The sequence below is a fragment of the Shewanella indica genome, assembly GCF_002836975.1.
GTDB lineage: Bacteria > Pseudomonadota > Gammaproteobacteria > Enterobacterales > Shewanellaceae > Shewanella > Shewanella indica.
The window spans coordinates 133,666-153,618 of record NZ_NIJK01000027.1 but is presented as its reverse complement, the minus strand read 5'-3'; the positions used below and the strand labels follow the sequence as shown (position 1 = coordinate 153,618).

Annotated in this window: 20 protein-coding genes; 13 read left to right on the top strand and 7 right to left on the bottom strand. The window is 52.3% G+C overall.

Features of this window, described 5'->3' with window-relative positions:
- The first annotated feature begins 76 nt into the window (after nucleotides 1-76).
- The 4 genes from tkt to fba all read left to right on the top strand — a co-directional run bounded on the left by tkt (nucleotide 77) and on the right by fba (nucleotide 5,664).
- On the top strand, nucleotides 77-2,071 hold the full coding sequence (gene tkt / locus CX650_RS07695; protein ID WP_101095492.1) for a transketolase: 1,995 nt from the start codon (nucleotides 77-79) through the stop codon (nucleotides 2,069-2,071).
- A gap of 131 nt (nucleotides 2,072-2,202) precedes the next feature.
- Nucleotides 2,203-3,219 (top strand): erythrose-4-phosphate dehydrogenase, encoded by a 1,017-nt coding sequence (gene epd / locus CX650_RS07690; protein WP_039033068.1) that lies wholly within the window; start codon nucleotides 2,203-2,205, stop codon nucleotides 3,217-3,219.
- Between the two features lie 87 nt (nucleotides 3,220-3,306).
- Nucleotides 3,307-4,482 carry a phosphoglycerate kinase gene (locus CX650_RS07685; RefSeq protein ID WP_101095491.1) on the top strand — a complete coding sequence of 392 codons (1,176 nt, stop codon included), beginning with the start codon at nucleotides 3,307-3,309 and terminating at the stop codon, nucleotides 4,480-4,482.
- Nucleotides 4,483-4,596: 114 nt separating this feature from the next.
- Nucleotides 4,597-5,664, top strand: a complete 1,068-nt coding sequence (gene fba, locus CX650_RS07680) for a class II fructose-bisphosphate aldolase (protein WP_039033070.1) — start codon at nucleotides 4,597-4,599, stop codon at nucleotides 5,662-5,664.
- Between the two features lie 163 nt (nucleotides 5,665-5,827).
- On the opposite strand, the gene CX650_RS07675 is transcribed toward fba, so the two are convergent.
- Entirely contained in the window at nucleotides 5,828-6,223 is a 396-nt protein-coding gene (locus tag CX650_RS07675) for an aminotransferase-like domain-containing protein (RefSeq protein WP_101095490.1), read from the bottom strand.
- A 3-nt stretch (nucleotides 6,224-6,226) separates the two neighbouring features.
- On the opposite strand from CX650_RS07675, the gene CX650_RS07670 reads away from it, so the two are divergent.
- From CX650_RS07670 to CX650_RS07645, 6 genes are all read left to right on the top strand, one after another.
- Nucleotides 6,227-6,820 carry a cytochrome d ubiquinol oxidase subunit II gene (locus tag CX650_RS07670; RefSeq protein ID WP_276328238.1) on the top strand — a complete coding sequence of 198 codons (594 nt, stop codon included), beginning with the start codon at nucleotides 6,227-6,229 and terminating at the stop codon, nucleotides 6,818-6,820.
- Nucleotides 6,804-6,986, top strand: a complete 183-nt coding sequence (locus CX650_RS20590) for a DUF2474 family protein (protein ID WP_082014222.1) — start codon at nucleotides 6,804-6,806, stop codon at nucleotides 6,984-6,986. Before CX650_RS07670 ends, CX650_RS20590 begins: the two co-directional genes overlap by 17 nt.
- A gap of 139 nt (nucleotides 6,987-7,125) precedes the next feature.
- Nucleotides 7,126-7,863: a DUF481 domain-containing protein gene (locus tag CX650_RS07660; RefSeq protein WP_039033075.1), complete on the top strand. Its 738-nt coding sequence runs from the start codon at nucleotides 7,126-7,128 to the stop codon at nucleotides 7,861-7,863.
- Between the two features lie 220 nt (nucleotides 7,864-8,083).
- A complete protein-coding gene (gene nhaD, locus CX650_RS07655; RefSeq protein WP_101095488.1) occupies nucleotides 8,084-9,538 on the top strand; it encodes a sodium:proton antiporter NhaD in 1,455 nt (484 codons plus the stop codon).
- A 110-nt stretch (nucleotides 9,539-9,648) separates the two neighbouring features.
- Nucleotides 9,649-10,437: a winged helix-turn-helix domain-containing protein gene (locus tag CX650_RS07650; protein WP_101095487.1), complete on the top strand. Its 789-nt coding sequence runs from the start codon at nucleotides 9,649-9,651 to the stop codon at nucleotides 10,435-10,437.
- Nucleotides 10,430-11,035 (top strand): hypothetical protein, encoded by a 606-nt coding sequence (locus CX650_RS07645; RefSeq protein ID WP_101095486.1) that lies wholly within the window; start codon nucleotides 10,430-10,432, stop codon nucleotides 11,033-11,035. The genes CX650_RS07650 and CX650_RS07645 overlap by 8 nt, the downstream gene beginning before the upstream one ends.
- A gap of 3 nt (nucleotides 11,036-11,038) precedes the next feature.
- Here the strand turns inward: CX650_RS07645 and CX650_RS07640 are convergent, their stop codons facing one another.
- Complete coding sequence (locus tag CX650_RS07640; RefSeq protein WP_101095485.1) at nucleotides 11,039-11,581, bottom strand: hypothetical protein; 543 nt, start codon at nucleotides 11,579-11,581, stop codon at nucleotides 11,039-11,041.
- Between the two features lie 10 nt (nucleotides 11,582-11,591).
- Nucleotides 11,592-12,413: a cytochrome c3 family protein gene (locus CX650_RS07635; protein ID WP_039033079.1), complete on the bottom strand. Its 822-nt coding sequence runs from the start codon at nucleotides 12,411-12,413 to the stop codon at nucleotides 11,592-11,594.
- Nucleotides 12,414-12,839: 426 nt separating this feature from the next.
- On the opposite strand from CX650_RS07635, the gene CX650_RS07630 reads away from it, so the two are divergent.
- The 3 genes from CX650_RS07630 (at nucleotide 12,840) to CX650_RS07620 (ending at nucleotide 15,824) form a co-directional block, all read left to right on the top strand.
- A complete protein-coding gene (locus CX650_RS07630) occupies nucleotides 12,840-13,586 on the top strand; it encodes a winged helix-turn-helix domain-containing protein (RefSeq protein WP_039033081.1) in 747 nt (248 codons plus the stop codon).
- Entirely contained in the window at nucleotides 13,579-14,088 is a 510-nt protein-coding gene (locus CX650_RS07625; RefSeq protein WP_101095484.1) for a hypothetical protein, read from the top strand. The genes CX650_RS07630 and CX650_RS07625 overlap by 8 nt, the downstream gene beginning before the upstream one ends.
- 125 nt (nucleotides 14,089-14,213) lie before the next feature.
- Entirely contained in the window at nucleotides 14,214-15,824 is a 1,611-nt protein-coding gene (locus CX650_RS07620) for a hypothetical protein (RefSeq protein WP_226684393.1), read from the top strand.
- 275 nt (nucleotides 15,825-16,099) lie between these two features.
- Here the strand turns inward: CX650_RS07620 and CX650_RS07615 are convergent, their stop codons facing one another.
- The 4 genes from CX650_RS07615 to CX650_RS07600 all read right to left on the bottom strand — a co-directional run bounded on the left by CX650_RS07615 (nucleotide 16,100) and on the right by CX650_RS07600 (nucleotide 19,927).
- A complete protein-coding gene (locus CX650_RS07615; RefSeq protein ID WP_071475829.1) occupies nucleotides 16,100-16,813 on the bottom strand; it encodes an RNA pseudouridine synthase in 714 nt (237 codons plus the stop codon).
- A gap of 59 nt (nucleotides 16,814-16,872) precedes the next feature.
- Nucleotides 16,873-17,547: a hypothetical protein gene (locus CX650_RS07610; protein ID WP_101095483.1), complete on the bottom strand. Its 675-nt coding sequence runs from the start codon at nucleotides 17,545-17,547 to the stop codon at nucleotides 16,873-16,875.
- Nucleotides 17,548-17,646: 99 nt separating this feature from the next.
- Nucleotides 17,647-18,984 carry a Na+/H+ antiporter NhaC family protein gene (locus CX650_RS07605; protein WP_039033083.1) on the bottom strand — a complete coding sequence of 446 codons (1,338 nt, stop codon included), beginning with the start codon at nucleotides 18,982-18,984 and terminating at the stop codon, nucleotides 17,647-17,649.
- A 232-nt stretch (nucleotides 18,985-19,216) separates the two neighbouring features.
- The gene (locus CX650_RS07600; RefSeq protein ID WP_101095482.1) at nucleotides 19,217-19,927 is read right to left on the bottom strand and encodes a TetR/AcrR family transcriptional regulator; all 711 of its coding nucleotides are present in this window, start codon (nucleotides 19,925-19,927) and stop codon (nucleotides 19,217-19,219) included.
- Nucleotides 19,928-19,953 lie beyond the last annotated feature (26 nt).

The following is a 19,953-nucleotide window of genomic DNA, read 5'->3' as shown; positions in this document are numbered from 1 at the left end:
TTTGCGTCCTTCTGCCCGGTAGGGGAAAATATGGCTCCAATTTGCCCAAGACCTCTAAGATCAAGCAGGAGAGAGCATGTCTTCCCGTAAAGAACTCGCTAACGCTATCCGTGTTTTAAGTATGGACGCTGTCCAAAAGGCCAATTCCGGCCACCCCGGTGCTCCCATGGGGATGGCTGATATCGCCGAAGTCCTGTGGCGGGATCACCTCAAGCACAACCCTGTGAACCCTCAATGGGCCGACCGCGACCGCTTTGTGTTGTCAAACGGCCATGGTTCCATGCTGCATTACTCACTGCTGCATCTGGCGGGTTATGATCTGGGCATTGAAGATCTCAAGCAGTTCCGTCAACTGCACTCACGCACCCCGGGCCATCCTGAATATGGTTATGCTCCCGGCATCGAAACCACCACAGGGCCTTTGGGCCAAGGCATTACCAATGCTGTAGGTATGGCGATTGCGGAAAAGGCTCTGGCGGCTCAGTTTAACCGTGACGGTCACGATATTGTCGATCATCACACTTATGTCTTCATGGGTGACGGTTGCCTGATGGAAGGTATCTCCCATGAGGCCTGCTCACTGGCCGGTACCCTGGGTCTTGGCAAACTGATCGCCTTCTGGGATGACAACGGTATCTCCATCGATGGTCATGTTGAAGGTTGGTTCAGCGATGATACTCCCAAGCGCTTTGAAGCCTATGGCTGGCACGTGGTTGCCGGTGTCGATGGTCACGACCCACAAGCTATTAACGCCGCCATTGAAGCCGCCAAGGCTGATCCGCGTCCATCGCTGATCTGCTGCAAGACCGTAATAGGTTACGGTTCTCCCAACAAGTCCGGTTCTCATGATTGCCACGGTGCGCCACTGGGTGATGCTGAAATTGCCGCCACCCGTGAATTCCTGGGCTGGAAGCACGACCCATTCGTGATCCCATCTGAAATTTATGCTGCCTGGGATGCCAAGGAAGCCGGTAAGGCCGCCGAAAGCAGCTGGAACGACAAGTTCGCCGCCTATGAAGCCGCTCACCCTGCGCTGGCCGCCGAGCTCAAGCGTCGCCTCAACGGTGAACTGCCTGCCAACTTTGACGCCGATGCCAAAGCCTACATAGAGCAGCTGCAGGCTAACCCTGCCAATATCGCTTCCCGCAAGGCCTCGCAAAATGCACTGGAAGCCTTCGGTAAAATGCTGCCGGAATTCTTAGGGGGCAGTGCCGACCTGGCGCCTTCCAACTTGACCATGTACTCAGGTTCCAAGCCTATTTCGGCCGAAGATGCCAGCGGCAACTACCTGCACTATGGTGTGCGTGAGTTTGGTATGACCGCCATCATCAACGGTATTGCCCTGCACGGCGGGTTTGTACCTTACGGCGCCACCTTCCTGATGTTTATGGAATACGCCCGCAACGCCATGCGCATGGCTGCGCTGATGAAGGTGCAGAATATTCAAGTCTATACCCACGACTCCATTGGGCTGGGTGAAGACGGCCCGACTCACCAGCCGGTTGAGCAGATTGCCTCTTTGCGTATGACTCCCAACATGAGCACCTGGCGCCCATGTGACCAGGTAGAATCTGCTATCGCCTGGAAATACGCCATTGAGCGCAAAGACGGCCCAACTTCGCTGATCTTCTCGCGTCAGAACCTGACCCAGATGCCACGCAGCGCCGAACAACTGAATGATGTGGCCAAGGGCGGTTATGTGCTGGTGGATTGCGAAGGCGCGCCTGAGCTGATCATCATTGCCACCGGCAGCGAAGTCGAGTTGGCGGTTAAGGCCCAGGTTGAGCTGGCCGCTACTGGCGCCAAGGTGCGCGTGGTTTCTATGCCATCTACCGACGTATTTGACCAGCAAACCGCGGCTTATAAAGAAGCTGTACTGCCAGCCAATGTCACAAAACGACTGGCCGTGGAAGCGGGCATAGCCGATTACTGGTATAAATATGTCGGCCTGAACGGTCGCATTATTGGCATGACCAGCTTCGGTGAGTCGGCGCCTGCTAATCAGTTGTTTGAGATGTTCGGTTTCACTGTCGATAAAGTGGTTGAAGCCGGTAAGGCTCTGCTCGCCTGAGCCGCGCCTGCCTGATTGGAAATGACTGTGCGGCAACCAGGCAATGGAATGCCGCACAGGAAGTGCAACGGCCTGTCGGGAAGTCAGGCCGTTACCCAATCAGCATCCCTCATTAGAGGAACAGGATCTCCATGATCAGAGTCGCAATCAATGGTTATGGCCGCATCGGCCGTTCAATTCTCCGTGCCTTATACGAATCGGGTAAAAGGCAGCAAATTCAGATCGTTGCTATCAATGAACTGGCTAAGCCCGAGGCCATAGTCCACCTCACCAACTATGACACCACCCATGGTCGCTTCCATAGCCGCGCGAGCCTTGCCGACGGCATGATGCAACTGGGGGATGACAGCATTACCCTGTTGGCCGAGCCGGAGGCGGACAAACTGCCCTGGGGCGAGCTGGATATCGACTTGGTGTTCGAAGCTACCGGCGCCCTCTCTGATAGACAGAGCTGTGAGGCTCATATCCAGGCCGGTGCCCGCCAGGTATTGATAAGTCACCCCTCTTCGGCGGATGTTGACGCCACCATAGTCTATGGTGTCAACCAGGAACTGTTGGCCGCCGAACACACAGTGGTGTCCAACGCATCCTGTACCACCAACTGTATTGTCCCTGTCATCGATGTGCTGGACCGGCACTTTGGGGTCAAGAGCGGTGCCATTACCACTATCCACTCGGCGATGAATGATCAACAGGTGATAGATGCCTATCACGACGATCTGCGCCGTACCCGCGCCGCCGGGCAATCAATTATTCCGGTAGATACCAAGCTTGCCCGAGGCATAGAGCGTATCCTGCCGCAGATGAAGGATAAGTTTGAGGCTATCTCTGTACGGGTGCCCACTATTAATGTTACCGCTATAGATGTGTCTGTGACCCTCAACGACAGAGTGGATATTGCCAAGGTAAACCAAGTGTTGGAGCAGGCGACCCACGGCCGGCTCGAGGGGATTCTGGGCTATACTGATGAGCCTCTGGTATCATGCGATTTTAATCATGATCCGCGCTCCAGCGTGGTCGATGGTACCCAGACCCGGGTCAGTGATGGCCAACTGGTGAAGCTGTTGCTTTGGTGCGACAACGAATGGGGTTTTGCCAACCGTATGTTGGATACGGCACTGGCGATGATCAAGGCCCGCAGCGCCTGAGAGACTGCGACAGATTATTTCAGGGGGCAGGGAAGCTGCCGCCCTTAGTGAAACAGATTTGTTTTTGATTAAGAAGGAAGCGTAAAAATGGCAATTATCAAGATGTCAGAGCTGGATCTTCAGGGCAAGCGTGTGCTGATCCGTGAAGATCTCAACGTGCCGGTGGCCGATGGCGTGGTCACCAGTGACGCGCGTCTGCGGGCGTCACTGCCCACCATCAAACTGGCACTGGAAAAAGGGGCTGCCGTGATGGTGATGTCCCACCTGGGACGACCAACCGAAGGCGAATATAATGAGGAGTTTTCCCTCAAGCCTGTGGTTGACTATCTGGCCAAGGCGCTGGATTGCCCGGTGCGTCTGGAAAAAGACTATCTTGAAGGCGTCGAAGTTGCCCAAGGCGAAGTCGTGGTGTTTGAAAACGTCCGCTTCAACAAGGGTGAGAAGAAAAACGACGAGGCGCTTTCCAAGCAGCTGGCGGCCCTGTGTGATGTCTATGTGATGGATGCCTTCGGTACCGCTCACCGCGCCCAGGCCTCGACTCACGGAGTCGGCATGTTTGCCCCGATAGCCTGCGCCGGCCCATTGTTGGCAGCCGAGCTGGATGCCCTGGGTAAGGCGATGGATAACCCGGCACGTCCCTTGGTGGCGATTGTCGGAGGCTCCAAGGTGTCAACCAAGCTGACAGTGCTTGAGTCTCTATCCTGCATAGTGGATCAACTGGTGGTGGGTGGTGGTATCGCCAACACCTTTATAGCCGCCGCCGGCCATCCTGTGGGCAAGTCACTCTATGAAGCCGACCTTATCGATGAAGCCAAGCGCCTGGTGGCCAATGCCCAGAGCCGTGGCGGCGATATCCCTGTGCCTACCGATGTAGTGGTTGGCAAGGAGTTCAGCCCTGCAGCCGTGGCTACCTTGAAGCCAGTGGCCGAGGTTGCCGACGATGAGATGATTTTTGATATAGGCCCGGACAGCGCCGAAGCCCTGGCAGCTATCCTGCAGCAAGCCGGTACTATAGTCTGGAACGGCCCGGTAGGGGTGTTTGAGTTCGACCAGTTCGGCGAAGGCACCAAGCGTATCGCCCAGGCGATCGCCGAGTCACCGGCCTTCTCCATCGCTGGTGGCGGTGATACTCTTGCCGCCGTGGATAAATACGGTATTGCCGACAAGGTGTCATACATCTCTACCGGCGGCGGCGCCTTCCTCGAGTTCCTCGAAGGTAAAGAGTTACCGGCAGTGGCTATGCTCAAGGCCCGCGGTAACTAAGCAAAGTCAAAAGAATTATAAAGAAACCGCTCCCGGCTTTGCCGGGAGCATCAAGTTAAATCCAAGCGATAGCGACCTCGGTGAAGTAATTCACCCTATTATTGGAGTAAAAAAATGGCCCTTATTTCCCTACGCCAACTGCTGGACCACGCCGCCGAACATGGATACGGCGTCCCGGCGTTCAACGTCAACAACCTGGAGCAGATGCGTGCTATCATGCAGGCCGCCGAAGCCACTGATAGCCCTGTGATCGTGCAGGCCTCAGCCGGTGCCCGTAAGTATGCCCGTCCTCAGTTCCTCAAATATCTGATGGCGGCCGCCCTCGAGCAGTATCCGGATATCCCTGTGTGTATTCACCAGGATCACGGTACCCACCCTGACGTGTGTCAGCGTTCCATCCAGCTCGGCATGAGCTCTGTGATGATGGACGGTTCCTTGATGTCTGACGGCAAGACTCCTGCCTCTTATGAGTACAACGTCGATGTTACCCGTAAGACAGTGGCGTTCGCCCATGCCTGTGGTGTTTCTGTTGAAGGTGAAATCGGTTGTCTGGGTAGCCTGGAAACCGGTATGGCCGGTGAAGAAGACGGTATCGGCGCCGAAGGCACCCTGAGCCATGAGCAGATGTTGACCAGCCCGGAAGAGGCTGCCCGCTTCGTGGCCGACACTCACGTGGATGCCCTGGCCATCGCCATAGGTACCAGCCACGGTGCTTACAAGTTCAGCCGCAAGCCTACCGGCGATGTGCTGCGTATCGACCGCATCAAAGAGATCCACGCCCGTATCCCCAACACTCACCTGGTAATGCACGGTTCTTCTTCTGTACCTCAGGAGTGGCTGCAGATCATCAACCAGTATGGTGGCGCGATCCCTGAAACTTACGGCGTGCCGCTGGAAGAGATTGTTGAAGGTATCAAGCACGGTGTACGTAAGGTTAACATCGATACAGATTTGCGTCTGGCATCAACCGGTGCGGTACGTAAGTTCCTGGCCGAAAACCCAACTGAGTTTGATCCACGCAAATTCCTCAAGGCCTCTATGGAAGCTATGGCCGACATCTGTACCGTGCGCTACGAAGCCTTCGGTTGTGCCGGTATGGGCTCCAAGATCAAGCCGCTGTCACTGCAGGCCATGTACAAGCGTTATCAGACCGGCGAACTGGACCCACAGATCAATCTGTAATCCCGTTCTCTGTATTGAAAGCCCGCATTCGCGGGCTTTTTTACTTTTAGTTTCCAGAGTGTAAATCCGAGGTGGGCGCGAGTTGTTGCGCCTTGGCTGTCACGACACACTCGGGTGATAGGGTTGAGGTTGGCGGAGTGTTTTCCGGATGGCTCTTGAGTCATCACAACGCCTTTTTGATAAGCTTGGCCAGGCTGGCTATCGATTGCTCCAACTTTGGCCCACCAGGCAGTGAGGCGTTGATGCGAAAACAGTGGCTGAACTCCCGGTGCGCCGAGAACATCTGTCCCGGCGCCAGGCTTATTCCTTGCCAGAGTGCCTGGCGATAGAGCTCTGTGGTGTCCCGCCCCTCGGGTAACTCTACCCAGAGAAAATAGCCGCCATCGCCATAATGCACTCTGACACTGTCGGGTAAGCGGTTCTTCAATGCCTGCCAGGTGGCAAACTTTCGCTGCTCCAGGGTGCGCCTCAATTGTCGCAGGTGGGTCTCATAACTGCGGGTCGACAAGTAATGAGCCAGCGCCAATTGCACCGGGGTGCTGGTGGCCAGGGTGCTCATCAGTTGCAGCTTTTGAATACTGAGCGCCATCTTGCCGGTTCGCAGCTCGATTGGTTGGCGCCTTTCCCGCTTTTATGCGGTGTCGGCCTGGTGGTCGCTTACGGACTCCTTGGCAGCAGCTGGCTAATCATGAAGACCCAGGGGCATCTGCAGCAACAGATGTTTCTGCTGAGCCGTTCTTTGCTCATAGGCTTGTTGGTGGCGATAGTGCTGGTCAGTATTTGGACGCCTTTGGCACATCCCCAAATCGCCGAGCGTTGGTTTTCGCTGCCGAACCTTATTTTTCTGTCACCTGTGCCTTTATTGACGGCACTGCTGGGATGGAATCTGTACCTGGGGCTGCAAAAACAAGATACTTACCAACCCTTTGTGATGACGCTGCTGTTGGTGTTACTGGGGTTCTGCGGTCTTGGGATCAGCATCTGGCCCTACATTATTCCACCGGGCATCAGCATCTGGCAGGCCTCGTCACCGCCCCAGAGCCAAGGCTTTATGCTGGTGGGGGCCCTGTTCATTATCCCGATTATTCTGGTCTATACCTGCTGGACCTATTATGTGTTCCGCGGCAAGGTGAGCGCCGATGATGCCTATCATTAATGCTTTGAGGGGCCGGGCCATCCGGCTGTTGGCCCCCGCTAAGGCTTGGCTCGATAGCCGTCCAGGCTGTTGGATGCTGCTGCTTTGGTGCTTGAGTGTTCTTTCTTTACTGAGTGTCTCTTCGCTGTTGCGACTGCTGATGTCTGCGGCCGGGTTGCGGGCATGATTGGAGGCCATTGTTATCAAGATGGTGTACGCAATCAGGTTTTTCGGCTGAGAAATGCGAGCTGTTTCGTATTTTTCGCTGTAGATGTTAAGATGGCGCCCGTTTTTTTAGGGATTGCTTTGAACGGAGATGCACAAGAATGAAAAAACTGCTTAGCGCTGCAGCCATTCTGCTGGTCGCACCATTTGCTCACGCAGGGGCCGACTTTGTCGAAGGTGATAAAACATTTGCCGGTGAGGCGGAGTTGGGGGCTACCCTGACCACAGGTAACACTGATACCTCTTCGGTGAAGGGTCGCCTGGCGATGAAACACGAACTGGGTAACTGGGAAAACCAGTATCTGCTCGAAGGTCTGTATAAGGAAGACTCTGAAGAAGTTACCGCCAAGCGTTACTTTGGTGGCGTTCAGGGTAACTACCGTCTGGATGAGCGCAGTTATCTGTTTGCCAACACCAGTTACGAAGCCGATCCCTTTACAGGTTATGATTATAAGTTCAACAGCGCAGCCGGTTACGGCTACCGGGTTTTCCAGGGCAGCAAGAGTTTCCTGGATGCCGAGATAGGTCCTGGTTACCAGTATCAGCGTTTGGACAGTGAGCAGCGGGCTATTCTGGGTTATAACTCAGATGCCAGCTGGGTGGCTCACGGAGTGATTAACTATGAGCTTGAGATCAGCAAGACCTCCAAATTCCGCCAGATGTTTGTTGCCGACTATGGTGACAAGCTCGACGCGCGTTCCGAGACTTCGTTGACCGCTAATATCATAGGTGCATTGGCGATGAAGTTTGCCGTGGTTGTGCGTTATAACAGCGATCCGCTGGATGACAAAAAGAGCACAGATACCGAAACCAACATGACACTGCTGTACTCCTTCTAAAAAGTCGTGAGATAAAAAGTGTGAACCAGATAAAAGCGCCTGCGGGCGCTTTTGTGATCTATGGTGTTTTTTTGCCAGTCCTTGGTAACCTTTCTTCAGTTGTCTGCCGCTTAAGGCTTGGGCTTGCTCACTTAAATTACAGAAATTTGCGTTTTATCAAGATTTGATTTCCTGTCTCTGTGCTAGGTTTTAGTTAATTTCCTACCGAGAGATCATTGAAATGAAGTTGATGCGTTTGCATGGGGGCTGCGCAGCCTTAGGAGGAATTTTGTCCGGACTGTTTTCGCCTGCGGTCCTGGCTAGCACGGAAGCCGTAAATAACCTGAATCTGACCGACTCAACTGTGGGGTATCTGGCACTGACTCTATTTACCATCGCCTATTTGCTGGTAATGGGGGAGGAGAAACTGCACCTGAGGAAGTCCAAGCCTGTATTGGTCGCCGCCGGTCTTATCTGGGGCATGATAGGTTATATCTATACCCAAAACGGTATGTCGGAAGTGGCCGAGGCGGCTTTTAAGCATAACCTGCTCGAATATGCCGAATTGTTGCTGTTTTTGCTAGTAGCAATGACCTATATCAACGCGATGGAAGAGCGCAGGTTGTTTGATGCTTTACGTTGTTGGATGGTCGGCAAGGGCTTCAGTTTGTACCAGATATTCTGGCTTACCGGCTTATTGGCTTTCTTTATCTCACCCATCGCCGATAACCTGACCACGGCATTATTGATGTGCGCCGTGGTGATGAAAATGGGCGCCGATAATCGCCGTTTTATCACCCTGTCCTGTATCAACATAGTGGTGGCGGCCAACGCCGGTGGCGCCTTCAGTCCCTTTGGGGATATCACCACTCTGATGGTGTGGCAAAAGGGCATGGTGCACTTTTCCGAGTTCTTTAAGCTGTTCCTGCCATCACTGGTGAATTTCCTGGTTCCGGCGCTGATCATGAGCCTGTTTATTTCCAGGGAAAGATCCGATGCCTTGGTTGAAAAAGTTTATACCAAGACAGGCGCCAAGCGGATAGTGCTGCTGTTACTGTTTACTATTTCTATGGCTGTTTGTGCTCATTCATTGTTGGGGCTGCCACCTGTGCTTGGCATGATGACAGGTCTTGGACTGCTGCAGTGCTTTGGCTTCTACCTGAGGAAGAATTTCCCCAAAGCATTGGCAAGGGCGCAGGAGAAGGCGCGCCTGATGCAGGATGAAAAGCGTCTGGAGCAACTGGGTAACGTGGTGCCTTTCGATGTCTTCAGCCGTATTGCCAGAGCCGAATGGGATACTTTGTTGTTCTTCTATGGCGTGGTGCTCTGTGTTGGCGGTTTGGGCTTTATGGGCTATCTGAGTATGGTGTCTCACGCCATGTACACCCAGTGGGATCCCACTTATGCCAATATCGCCATTGGGGTGTTGTCTTCCATCATAGACAACATTCCTGTGATGTTTGCCGTACTGACCATGAATCCGGATATGGCTCTTGGCCAATGGCTGCTGGTAACCCTGACCGCCGGAGTCGGGGGCAGTTTGCTGTCTATCGGCAGTGCTGCCGGGGTGGCGCTGATGGGGCAAGCGAGGGGCATTTATACTTTTGGGGCTCATCTCAAGTGGACGCCTGTTATCGCCCTGGGTTATATCGCCAGTATTCTGATACATCTCTGGCTTAACAGTTCAACATTCTAGAAATGCATGTATCATATTGTTAATTAACAAATTTTTAATCGTGAGAAAAGTCTGAGAGAAGGTTCACGCTTTTCTTAAAAGCCTGAAAACACCCATGCAGATCACTCTGGATGGGTGTTTTTTTCCATTATACTGCCGCCATTCATTTGCTGCTGAGCAATGCCATGCAGGTAGGTTGCTGTTGGTTTGATGCTGATACCGGCACGCTCAAACATACTGGGTCCGGTAAGATTTGGGTCTTGTCTGAAATAGAACAATGTGTGTTGAGTGTTTTGTTGAGCCATCAGGGCAAGGTGGTTTCCAGAATGCAATTGCTGCAGGAGGCGGGCATTCCCGTCAACCAAGAGCATTTATTGGAACAAGCGGTGGCCCGTATCCGCCAATACCTGGGGCCTGATTACTGTGGCCTGTTGGAGCCCATCGACCGGCAAGGTTTTTTACTGCACAGAAAAACTCAAAAACGTAAGTCAATCTCTCTGTTTTTAAATGGAAAAACACCCTGGTATCATTTTTTTTGGATGTTACTCCTGAGTGGGTTGATATTGTTTTTTCTATCGTCCAGAGTCGGACCGCTGCGCTATCTGGAAACGCCGGATGAAGTGATAAAACTCGCGCACCCTTCGGGCAATACTACCTTCCTGCGTCTCTATGGCGAACCCAAGGCATTGGCGACATTGAAAGATCTGACTCAGAGCATTGAAGGCTGGCTGGCTCCTTGCCCCGATAGCTGGCGTACGATTTCCATTTCCCTCAGTGATGACAGCAAGGTATTGAGTATGGTGCTCAAGGGAGAAAGTGACCAAGGGGAGTACTTTAAAGCTTACAAGCTGACCATGTCTCAGATGAATGATTGTGCCCCCGAGCATACTTGGTTGAAGGAGGCGTTGCGCTGTGACTGAATCGACTCTGCGGCGGCGCTTACGCCAAAACCGGAGCTGGATATTGCTGTTGTTACTGCTGTTATTTGTTGTGGGTATCCTGGCGGTTGACACCTTGATTTCCAAGTATCTAAACCCAAGCTTTAATTGTGAAGCGAGTTTAATTAACCCCGGCAAAGCCGAGGGAACAAGGGGAGACGAGAAACTCAGGCTTGGGATAACCACAGAAAATGGGCAGACCAGACTGAAGGTCAGCTATCGCTATGATAATGAGCCATGGGCGGGTATTGAGCTGGCAGGTACTATAGAAGGCGTTGAGCTTGGTTCACTAAGCTATCTGATGAGTCTGGAGCCCTATCAGGATAAACTGCTATTAGGTGAAGAAGAACTCCCTCCGTACTTGATGGCAATGCGGGAGGCTATCAATAAGGCTTTGGCTCAGTCGGGTAAATTGGAGCTCAGGTTGCATGTTCTTGAGATGGATATTTTGGCCGACTATTCACTTATTCAACTGAGTCCAGGCAATCACCTTTGGGCCTGTCGTATGACTGAATTTGAGGAGGAGGATGAGTCCCAAATGCCGTTGCTCTCATTGAACAACGGCATTTGGGATTGGTGACCTTTAGTTTACGTCTGTAGTGGGAGAATAGAGCGTCACTTCATTGCTGATTTCAGTTCCGAATACCTCTATGGCTACCTTGTAACGGCTAACCGCGCCAGTAGCAGCATTAGCGTCCCAGTCGAGCCCTGATGGACTGAAACTGTAGCTGCCGGCACTTTCCAGAGCCTGCAGCGGCTCGGCGCACTCGGTTGTCGGGTCGCAGCTGTAACCATAGGTTACATGCCAGCGTTTCCAGGCTTTGGGCTTGGTGGAAGCTTGCTCTTCTGCCGGATAACCAAAGTAGGTGATTTGGTACTTGGCGGCATTGGTGAGCGCTTTTCCTTCGGCGTTTTGCAGGGCAAAGGTGACCTGGCCTGAATCTGGGTCGAAGCTGTTGAGAGTCAACTCAATACTACTTGCTTCGGCGATATCCTGACCGGGTTTTTCCACAGGTGGTGGCGGAGGCGTGATCTCACCGCCACCATTATTGTTGTCATCATCGCTGCCACAGCCTCCCAATAGCAGGGCCGAGCCGAGCAGCAGGCTCAGATAGCTGATTTTCATCGGATAATCCTCAGTTAAAGTGCCCGGTATGACAGGTGGTACATTCCATGTCTGTCTTGACGCTGGCGGCGGGTCCCATAGTACTTGTGGAGCCATGACAGCTCTGACAGCTCTGGGCTTCTGAGCTGGGTTTACTTTCAGGCAGGGCGCCCAAGTCTTCACCCTTGTAGGCTCGGTTCAAGAGTTCCACTAAGTGATAGGCAATAGAGGCCGACAAACGATAGCAACGTTCACCTTTTTCAGAGAAGGTCTTGCCTGAGGCCTTGGACCAGTTACTGATAGAGGAGTGACACAATACGCTGTTGGCAACCGAGGATTTGACCACCAGGGCAGTCTTTTCGGCGGTGGAGCCAATACCGGCAACGAACTCATCGCTGGACAAAGGCAGTTCGGTATTCTCGTAGTAACGGAACAAGGAACCTATGACGGCGGAGTTTTGGCCATTAATGTCATCGAGAATATTAACCAACATACCTACCGCATTGAGGTTACCGCAAAGCGTGCCTTGGCCGGTAACACCGGCAAAACCGTAGCCGGCCAGCGCCGTTGGAATGGTGGCAAACTTGTCGGCATCGACACTGGCAGACCGAGCCAGCATGGTCACAGTGGCGTGAAATACCTGATGCATACAGCCACCGCCGGTTTCATAAGCCAGTTTGGCAGTCTCCATAGGATCCAATGGAGCATATTTGAGTTTTTCACCCAACTCCAGGCGGTAGTTTCCTGACTCATCCGTGGCAGCAAAGGCGCAAGTGGCCGTAAGGCTGGCTCCGGCTGCTGCGGCGCTAATTCCGATAATCTGGCCCAGGGCCTGACGTCTGTTAATGCTCATATTTATCACCCTTTGTTGTCTTTGTTTTTCCCGACCGGGTCGGTTGTATTCAGATTAGGGGGTTAAGATATGAAGGTTGTGATTTAGCGCGCATGAATATTGAGTTGTCAAAGACTGGAGTTTGAATCTTTTAAGGTGATTAGGGTGGTTGTCCTTAACCCTTTTTGAGGGTTAAGGGTTGAGCGAGATCACTTTATTTGTTTTATTCATGTTAATTAATGGCTGGTTTATCAATATTCAGGCCTGTTTTCAAAGCCTTCAACCATGGGAACTGGTTCACAAAACGCTACTTGCTTCCCTCTTGCTTGCTTCCTTGCCTGAGTTGGATCACTTTTTAAACTTTTTCCTGTGTCAGGGTTATGAGGATCACAGTAGTGATTAGATTTCTTGCATACACTCATGTTCATATAAAACAGGAGGAAGATGATGCAGATAGGCGACTGCTGGTTTGATGAAGCCAGCGGTGAGTTACAACACAAAGGCAGGGGAGACAGTTGGCATCTCCCTCGGGCGGAGTTGCAGGTGTTGAAACTCCTGCTTGCCAATCAGGGACGTTTGGTTTCCCGTATTGAGTTGCGCGCCGGTGATGACAATCATCCTCCTTTGAGTGATTCGTCTGTAGCCCGTGCTGTCTGTATGTTGCGTGCCTTTCTGGGGCCCGAATATGAGTCTTTGATTGAAACGGTCAAGGGGCAGGGGTATCTGCTACGCTCATCTGTGGCCCGTAAACCCGCGGGAGTGCTGGAGTCCAGGTTGAATGCCGGTCCCAAGCAACTGCTGGTGGGCTTGGTACTGATACTCATGCTTGGTCTCAGTGTCTTCTATCTGTATCGTTTACCCAGAGTGGTACCCACCATTCCACTGAACAAGCAGGAATTGACACTGCTATCTGGTCAGAGAATGGAGCTGTTTTTCTACTCCAATTCCCGTACCAACAATCAGTTGTTGACCGAACAGGGCAAGGTGCTGACCTCGGCATTGGCTCAGTGCAAGAGCAGCCCTTGGCGCAAATTATATGTGTCTCTTTCCCATGACAAACAAGTCCTTAACCTCACATTGAGAGGCGAGTATTTGGGACAGTCCGTGGTACGTAATCTCAAAATAAGCGATGGACGTCAGGTCAAGGCATTTGTCAGTGTACCTTGGCTTAAGGAGGTTGATCTCTGTGGCTAGACGTTGGCTTTGGGTGATAAATTTGCTGATCCTGATCTTTTTGCTCGGCTGTTTGCTGGTGATCTATCGTTTCAGCCAAACAGCGCCCGCTTTGGCGCTTAATTGCAGTTCTGAACTCTACGACCGGCAGTTGAACGAGGGCGAAGATGCGCAGCACTACCTGCTGCTGGATCTGCAGACCAAAGGCAAGCGAGCTCTGGTCAACTATCGCTACTTCAACATGGATGGCACCCCGGCCGGCAGCATCTTGATGCAGGGGCAACTGGCTTCGGAAGAGGCGGGGCGTTATCAAATCCTGGTTACAGATAAACAGGAGCTTTCCGGTAAGGGGGCAAGGCCTGCCCATATGCAATACCTTTCCTATATTTCCAGCTTCAACCTCAGTAATGAAGGTCTGCATCACCTGGCACTGGAGATCCTCGATGCCGATGAAGCCAAAGACTATGCTATTGTGTTGTTCCAACCGAGTAACACAGTATGTGGCTGCCGCTTGATCCATTGACGGCTGAATTTTCGCTGACGATTTCACCATTTCCTTTCAGTTAACGCCTGTGCGCTATCCCATTCCCGTGTTGCTTGGGCTATAGTCAGGTTCTTTCATCAATTCATTGATAGTTTTCCATTATTGTGTCCAAACTACGTATCAAGCAGGAAGAAAATCTATCCATCAAATTCAGTCATCTGATGGGTGTTGGGGAGCAGCGCAAGCTGGATCTCTACTTTTCCCTGCCCAAGGAGATGGGCATAGGGCCGCAGAGCCTGAATGAAGAAGAATACTACTTCAGCGCCATTCTCGGACGGCGTTCTTACTACTCGGATGGTCTGCATCTGCCCCTGGTACAATCCAGGTTCGTCAGCCAGAAGAAGCGTACCGTCGAAGAATTTCGTCTATATCTGAATCTGTTTGCCTACCAGTTTGTGGTGGCGATGGAGAATGATGCCAAGGAGATTTCACGGCAATCCGAACCGGAAAACTTCTATCCCTTGCTGGAGGAGTTAACCGAGCAGACAGCGATTTTGCTGAAGAAGTTTCGCCGCAACGAACCGGCTGATGCCAGATGGAAACACTATTTTGAGAATGCCGATAACTACCTGTCCTGGTTTTGTGAACAGCAGTTGTTGAAGTTGTTGGCCCATGGTCCCAGAAACAGTGACTTCAGCCATGTGTCGGATAAGGTGATCACCCTCTGCCGGGTAGAAAATAACTATCGGGCCGAGCGACTCTATAACTCGGCGCAAACCCTGCAAGATCCCAATCGTATTGCCAACAAGATGTTGCTGCTCAGGCGGCTTATTCAGCAAGGGGTGGTGCTCAAAGAGGAGATTAAACCTCTGAACACTGGGCTTAAAAAGTTAACCACAGGGTTGGCTACTGCGCTGGTGATGCTGGTGGTATCAGCCTTGATCATCAAGGCTCAGGGGATATTCAGCGGCGTGACTCTGGTCTTGGTGTTGGTGTTGGCGCTGATTTACGGCGCGCGGGAGATCTTTAAAGATGATGTCCGCAATGCTTTGTGGCGCTATATCCAACGGGGACGCCCCCGTTGGAGCCGGATATTGAGGGATACAACCAACCAGAAGTTTATTGCCAAGCAGCTGGTTTGGCTTGAGTTTATGCGCAGCCGGGATCTCCCTGATGATGTCAAAGAGATCCTCCGGCGGCGCCATAGCCAAAATAAGGTCGACGCTGAAATTCTTCACTACGGCATTCAAACCAAGGTGGCAGATACCGAATTTCTTGCCGGTTACAACACATTGCAGGAGCAGGTGGTGTTCAGCTTAGTGCCCTTTGCCCGCTATCTGGAACGGGGTAAGGCCAAAATTTACACCGAAACCGATGGCAGGATCACTAACGAGTCGGTGGAGCGGCGTTATCAGATAAATCTGGTCGCCGTACTCAAAGAGGGCAAGCAGGCGCCGCGCTATGCCAGATACAAGATCACCATGAACCGCTCACAGATAGTGGATGTCAGCCCCAGCGATATTCCTGATTCACTGCCGGGAATTGAGGATCTGCCCTATGATTCCGAGGTCAAGGCCAATGGCGAGTCCAGGCGCAGTAAGGAAGAGCGCGTCGAATCCAAGACTGTGGAGGAAGAAGAACATCAGGCCAATCTGGCTGCCGTGACGCAGGCCGCCGATCTTCTGTCTGAGTTGCAACCCGGCGTCGAGAAGGAAGATAAAGCTATCTCCTCCCGGGCAAGCGAACCTAAGAATGGTGAAGGCAGTCAACCCTGACGGCCTTAACGGTGAAACTGCTCAGGAACGTCCCACAGAGGAAAAGGCCAATCCCAGCCCCAGGCTGACCAATACGCCGCCTATGGCGCGTTCAACCAAGTGGCGACAACGGGCCACTATAAATGTCCTCTATCAACGTGGGTGAGAGCTGATTTGTCTGAGAGCGTATGGGGAGTGAGTGTTGCCACAAACAATATTGTGTTGGGTTGATACAGTTAACCAAGCGCTTGGTTTTGCCAATAATTTAGAGTCGTAAAAAATACACAGCTGTTTAGTCAAGGTTGTACTGCATCTTTAAGCGCAGCGATTTGTGCATGGCTGAGCTCCCTAAACTCCCCTTCAGCAAGCTTATCAAGCGTTAACTCCATTATCCGGGTACGGCAGAGATCTGTGACTCTGTAGCCCAAATGCCGACACATACGGCGAATTTGCCGCTTCTTGCCCTGAGTCAGAATAATTTCAAAACTGTTTGCCGAAATCGGTGTGACTTGTGATGCCCGCACCTGGCCATAACCGTAATCCATCGGGGCTCTCAAGGCATGGATAAACGCGTCAGTAAATGCCCGCTCCAGAGTGACCCGGTAGTGTTTGCTGTGGCAAAAATTTGGATGCATCAGTTGCTGGGTCAGCTCGCCGTCGTTGCTGAGCAGCAATAGGCCGCGGGAATCTTTATCCAGTCTTCCGGCTGGATACAGGCGTTTATCCTGAGGCAATAGATGCAATAGGCTGCTCGGGTCATCCTTGAGCAGGCGGCAATCTATGCCGACGGGTTTATTGAATAGCAGATAAGTGTAAGCTGCCGGGGCGGCAACGGGCTCGCCCAGATAAAACAGCTTTTCGAGACAATGGCGCTGCCCGGTGGCGAGGGTGACTCTGTCTGTGTGTTTAGCGAGTTTGTCACCCAGAAAAATCTCTCCGGCTTCGATGCGCCTGGCGGCTTCGCGCCTTGAACATAGGCCGGTTTGCGCCAGATAGTGAGCGAGGCGGATTGTGGCTTGTTGAGATGCTCTTGCGTGGGTCATTGCAGGCCTTTATTGCCAGGGTTACATCAGTCGTTTATCGGCTGCGACCAGTGCCACAGCCGATAAACCGTGGCCGATAGGCTGAGGCCGGCAAACACAGTGGCAATGGAGTGCAACCACATAAACCATACCGAAAGGCAGAGGGTTTGCGCCGGGCAAGAGGCATAATTCATCGATGGCCATTGCAACTGAGATAACAAGCCAATACCGGATACTATTCCCAGCAGGCTAAACAGGCACAGCGGCAGGTTACACAGTGCTCGATGGGAAACAAAGCAGTAGCAGCAAAGAGTAAACATCACCAAGGTATTGGCAATAAAGAAGATGGCCGCCAACTGGTGAGCAAAGAGTTCATTATAGGGAAACACACCAAGCGCCGCTATCCCCACCCCCACAGCTATCCCCGACCTTGACAGTAAGTTGGCCGCCGCGCTGTGCTTTTGCCACCAGAGGCCTCCCATGGCCAAGGTGAAGCAAGCACCGCCGAGCAGTAGCGAGATGTTGTAGACATAGGCCAGTGGCGAGCTTAAATAGTCACCCAGTCTGTCCATGCGCATGCTGAAAATAGCACTGCCCATACTGTCATAAGCGGCCCAAAAGGAGGAAATCATACCTAGTGCCGCTATGCTAACGCCTACCAGAGACATCATAAATGCCAGGCGCTGCGGATCTTGTTTGTGATATTGCTCGTAAGGGGGCATGCAGTGGCTCGTTTGAATATCAGTATTCAATAATGCTTGCCAAACGGCAGCGACAAAAAACCGGTCGCAGGGACCGGTTTGGTTTTTGTATTTGTTAGTTTAACTGCGGGGGCGCAGTATCACAATCACTACAGCGACCAATGCCAGGATCATACAGTACCAAGTGTTGGCAACCGCTTCCAGCGGAGAGATCTTGAAGTGGGAAGCTATCAGCAAGGCCTGGGCACCGTAGGGAATAAGTCCCTGAATAATACAGGCGAAAATATCCAGAACACTGGCGGCGCGTTTGGGGGCCACGCCATGTTTGGCGGCCAGATCTTTGGCGATATCACCACTGACCACAATAGAGACGGTATTGTTGGCCACACAGGAGTTGGTCAGGGCGACAATCCCGGCCATACCTAACTCGGCGGCACGACAGGAGGCTTCGCCTTTGGCGCGGGAGAAACGGGCGATCAGTTTTTCAATCTGTTGGCTGACAAAGCTCAGACCACCTTGCTGCTGCATCAGGGCTGCCAAACCACCAACCAGCATGGAGAGGATAAAAATCTCCTGCATATTGCCAAAGCCTTTATAGATGTCTTGGCCGAAGGTCAGCAACGAATAGTCCTGAGTGAGAAATCCCGTGGTCCCGGCCAGCAAAATGCCGATGGCCAGTACCACAAATACGTTTAACCCGGCGACGGCCAGCACCAGAATACTCAAGTAAGGCAACACCTTAACAAAGTCGACCTCCTGCGGTGGCAGTTCGGCTTGACCGGAAGATAGGAAACCGAATAGCAGCAGGGTCACGATCGCCGCCGGAATGGCAAAGATCAGGTTTTCGCGGAACTTGTCTCTCATTTCGCAGCCCTGAGTGCGGGTGGCGGCAATAGTGGTATCCGAGATAATAGACAGGTTGTCACCAAACAGGGCGCCGGACATCACAGAGCCGGCCATCAGTGGCAGTTCAATCCCTGCCTGATCGGCAACCCCTAGGGCGATAGGGGCTACAGCGGCAATCGTGCCCATGGAGGTGCCCATGGCGGTGGCGATAAAGGCGGCGATAATGAAAAAACCGGGCAGCAACAGATTGGCCGGGATCAGTTTAAGCCCCAGGGCAACTGTGGCATCGACCCCTCCAGTGGCACTGGCTACGGCGGCAAAAGCACCGGCTAACAGGTAGATGAGGCACATGGCGATGATGTTGTTGTGGCCTATCCCCGCCATAAAGGTGTTCATGGTCTGGTTGAGCTTTTGCTTGGACAGCAAAATGGCCAGTACAATCGCCGGTAATATCGCTATCGGACTTGGCAACTGATAGAAGGCAAAATCTACCCCTTGGCTTTGGAAATAGACCCCGGCACCGATAAACAGCGCCAGAAACAGAAATAGTGGCAGCAGCGCCACAAATGAGGCCGGAGCTTTAACGGCTGGAGAAGTGTTGTTCTGGGTCAAAATCTACTCTCTGTAAATCACGTTTGGCCGGGGATTCCCTCCGTAGCAGCCAAACTCGCTGAATTGCATTGTCTTAACGGCATCATCTCCTGACAAATTAGGCGAAAGAATAGGGGATAGCCAGTCGTCTGTCAATTTAGACGTCTAGATGTTTTTACTTCTATGTTGGTTTTGTGCACTGTGCGGTTTAAATCCCGGTCGCTTGTGGAATTACCCAAGGCCTTTGGTTCACTCAAGTGTTTAGCTGTTGTTGGCGTAATTCTCTGTAGCGGGGTAATTCGCGGCGTAGTTGCTGCGCTCTGGCAAGAGTTTGGGGATTAAGTCTTTTGCCTGGGCATAACTCTTTGAGCAGTTGAGTGAGCAGCCTGGCGTTATCAAACCTGACATCCTGGCTGTACTCCTTACCGGCATAGGTATTCCCCACCAACTCTCGACCTCTCAGATAGGTGCATAACAGATGGCAAAACTGCTGGATTTGTACATCACTGGCCAAGATCTCCTGCTGCTCTTTTGCTTGAGCCAGAAGTTGGAGCGGGGTTTCCCAATAATCCATGGCCAGTCGATTTAGATTACGCAGATAAGTGGCACTGGCCTTGTTGAAGATCAACCTGTTGCAGGAGATGGTGGAGATGGAACTGCGTAGGCAGTAGGTCTCGGTAAATTGGATTTCATTGAGAATATAGGCGATAAACTTCTCCAGCCCTGAGTAGCCCTCCAGATTGAGCCACCAACGCAGCCCAAGCACCTGGTCAAAGGCGCGACAGGTGAGAGCCACCAGAATATCTTCCTTGGTCTTGAAGATGCTGTAGAACAGAGTCGTGGATATACCCAATCCCTTGGTGATATCTGATACTTTCAGAGACAATAATCCTTCTTTGGCAATAACAGACTCTGCCAAATCCAAAATAGCTTCCCGTATACGGTTATGCTCGGGCTTATCCATTTTAAAATACTCAAAAAAGTGTTGGT

What these genes read in the sequence shown, in the direction of transcription:
- tkt (WP_101095492.1), top strand. Translation starts at nt 77, where the DNA reads ATGTCTTCCCGTAAAGAACTCGCTAACGCTATCCGTGTTTTAAGTATG.
- epd (WP_039033068.1), top strand. Translation starts at nt 2,203, where the DNA reads ATGATCAGAGTCGCAATCAATGGTTATGGCCGCATCGGCCGTTCAATT.
- CX650_RS07685 (WP_101095491.1), top strand. Translation starts at nt 3,307, where the DNA reads ATGGCAATTATCAAGATGTCAGAGCTGGATCTTCAGGGCAAGCGTGTG.
- fba (WP_039033070.1), top strand. Translation starts at nt 4,597, where the DNA reads ATGGCCCTTATTTCCCTACGCCAACTGCTGGACCACGCCGCCGAACAT.
- CX650_RS07675 (WP_101095490.1), bottom strand. Translation starts at nt 6,223, where the DNA reads ATGAGCACCCTGGCCACCAGCACCCCGGTGCAATTGGCGCTGGCTCAT.
- CX650_RS20590 (WP_082014222.1), top strand. Translation starts at nt 6,804, where the DNA reads ATGATGCCTATCATTAATGCTTTGAGGGGCCGGGCCATCCGGCTGTTG.
- CX650_RS07660 (WP_039033075.1), top strand. Translation starts at nt 7,126, where the DNA reads ATGAAAAAACTGCTTAGCGCTGCAGCCATTCTGCTGGTCGCACCATTT.
- nhaD (WP_101095488.1), top strand. Translation starts at nt 8,084, where the DNA reads ATGAAGTTGATGCGTTTGCATGGGGGCTGCGCAGCCTTAGGAGGAATT.
- CX650_RS07650 (WP_101095487.1), top strand. Translation starts at nt 9,649, where the DNA reads ATGGGTGTTTTTTTCCATTATACTGCCGCCATTCATTTGCTGCTGAGC.
- CX650_RS07640 (WP_101095485.1), bottom strand. Translation starts at nt 11,581, where the DNA reads ATGAAAATCAGCTATCTGAGCCTGCTGCTCGGCTCGGCCCTGCTATTG.
- CX650_RS07635 (WP_039033079.1), bottom strand. Translation starts at nt 12,413, where the DNA reads ATGAGCATTAACAGACGTCAGGCCCTGGGCCAGATTATCGGAATTAGC.
- CX650_RS07630 (WP_039033081.1), top strand. Translation starts at nt 12,840, where the DNA reads ATGCAGATAGGCGACTGCTGGTTTGATGAAGCCAGCGGTGAGTTACAA.
- CX650_RS07610 (WP_101095483.1), bottom strand. Translation starts at nt 17,547, where the DNA reads ATGCCCCCTTACGAGCAATATCACAAACAAGATCCGCAGCGCCTGGCA.
- CX650_RS07600 (WP_101095482.1), bottom strand. Translation starts at nt 19,927, where the DNA reads ATGGATAAGCCCGAGCATAACCGTATACGGGAAGCTATTTTGGATTTG.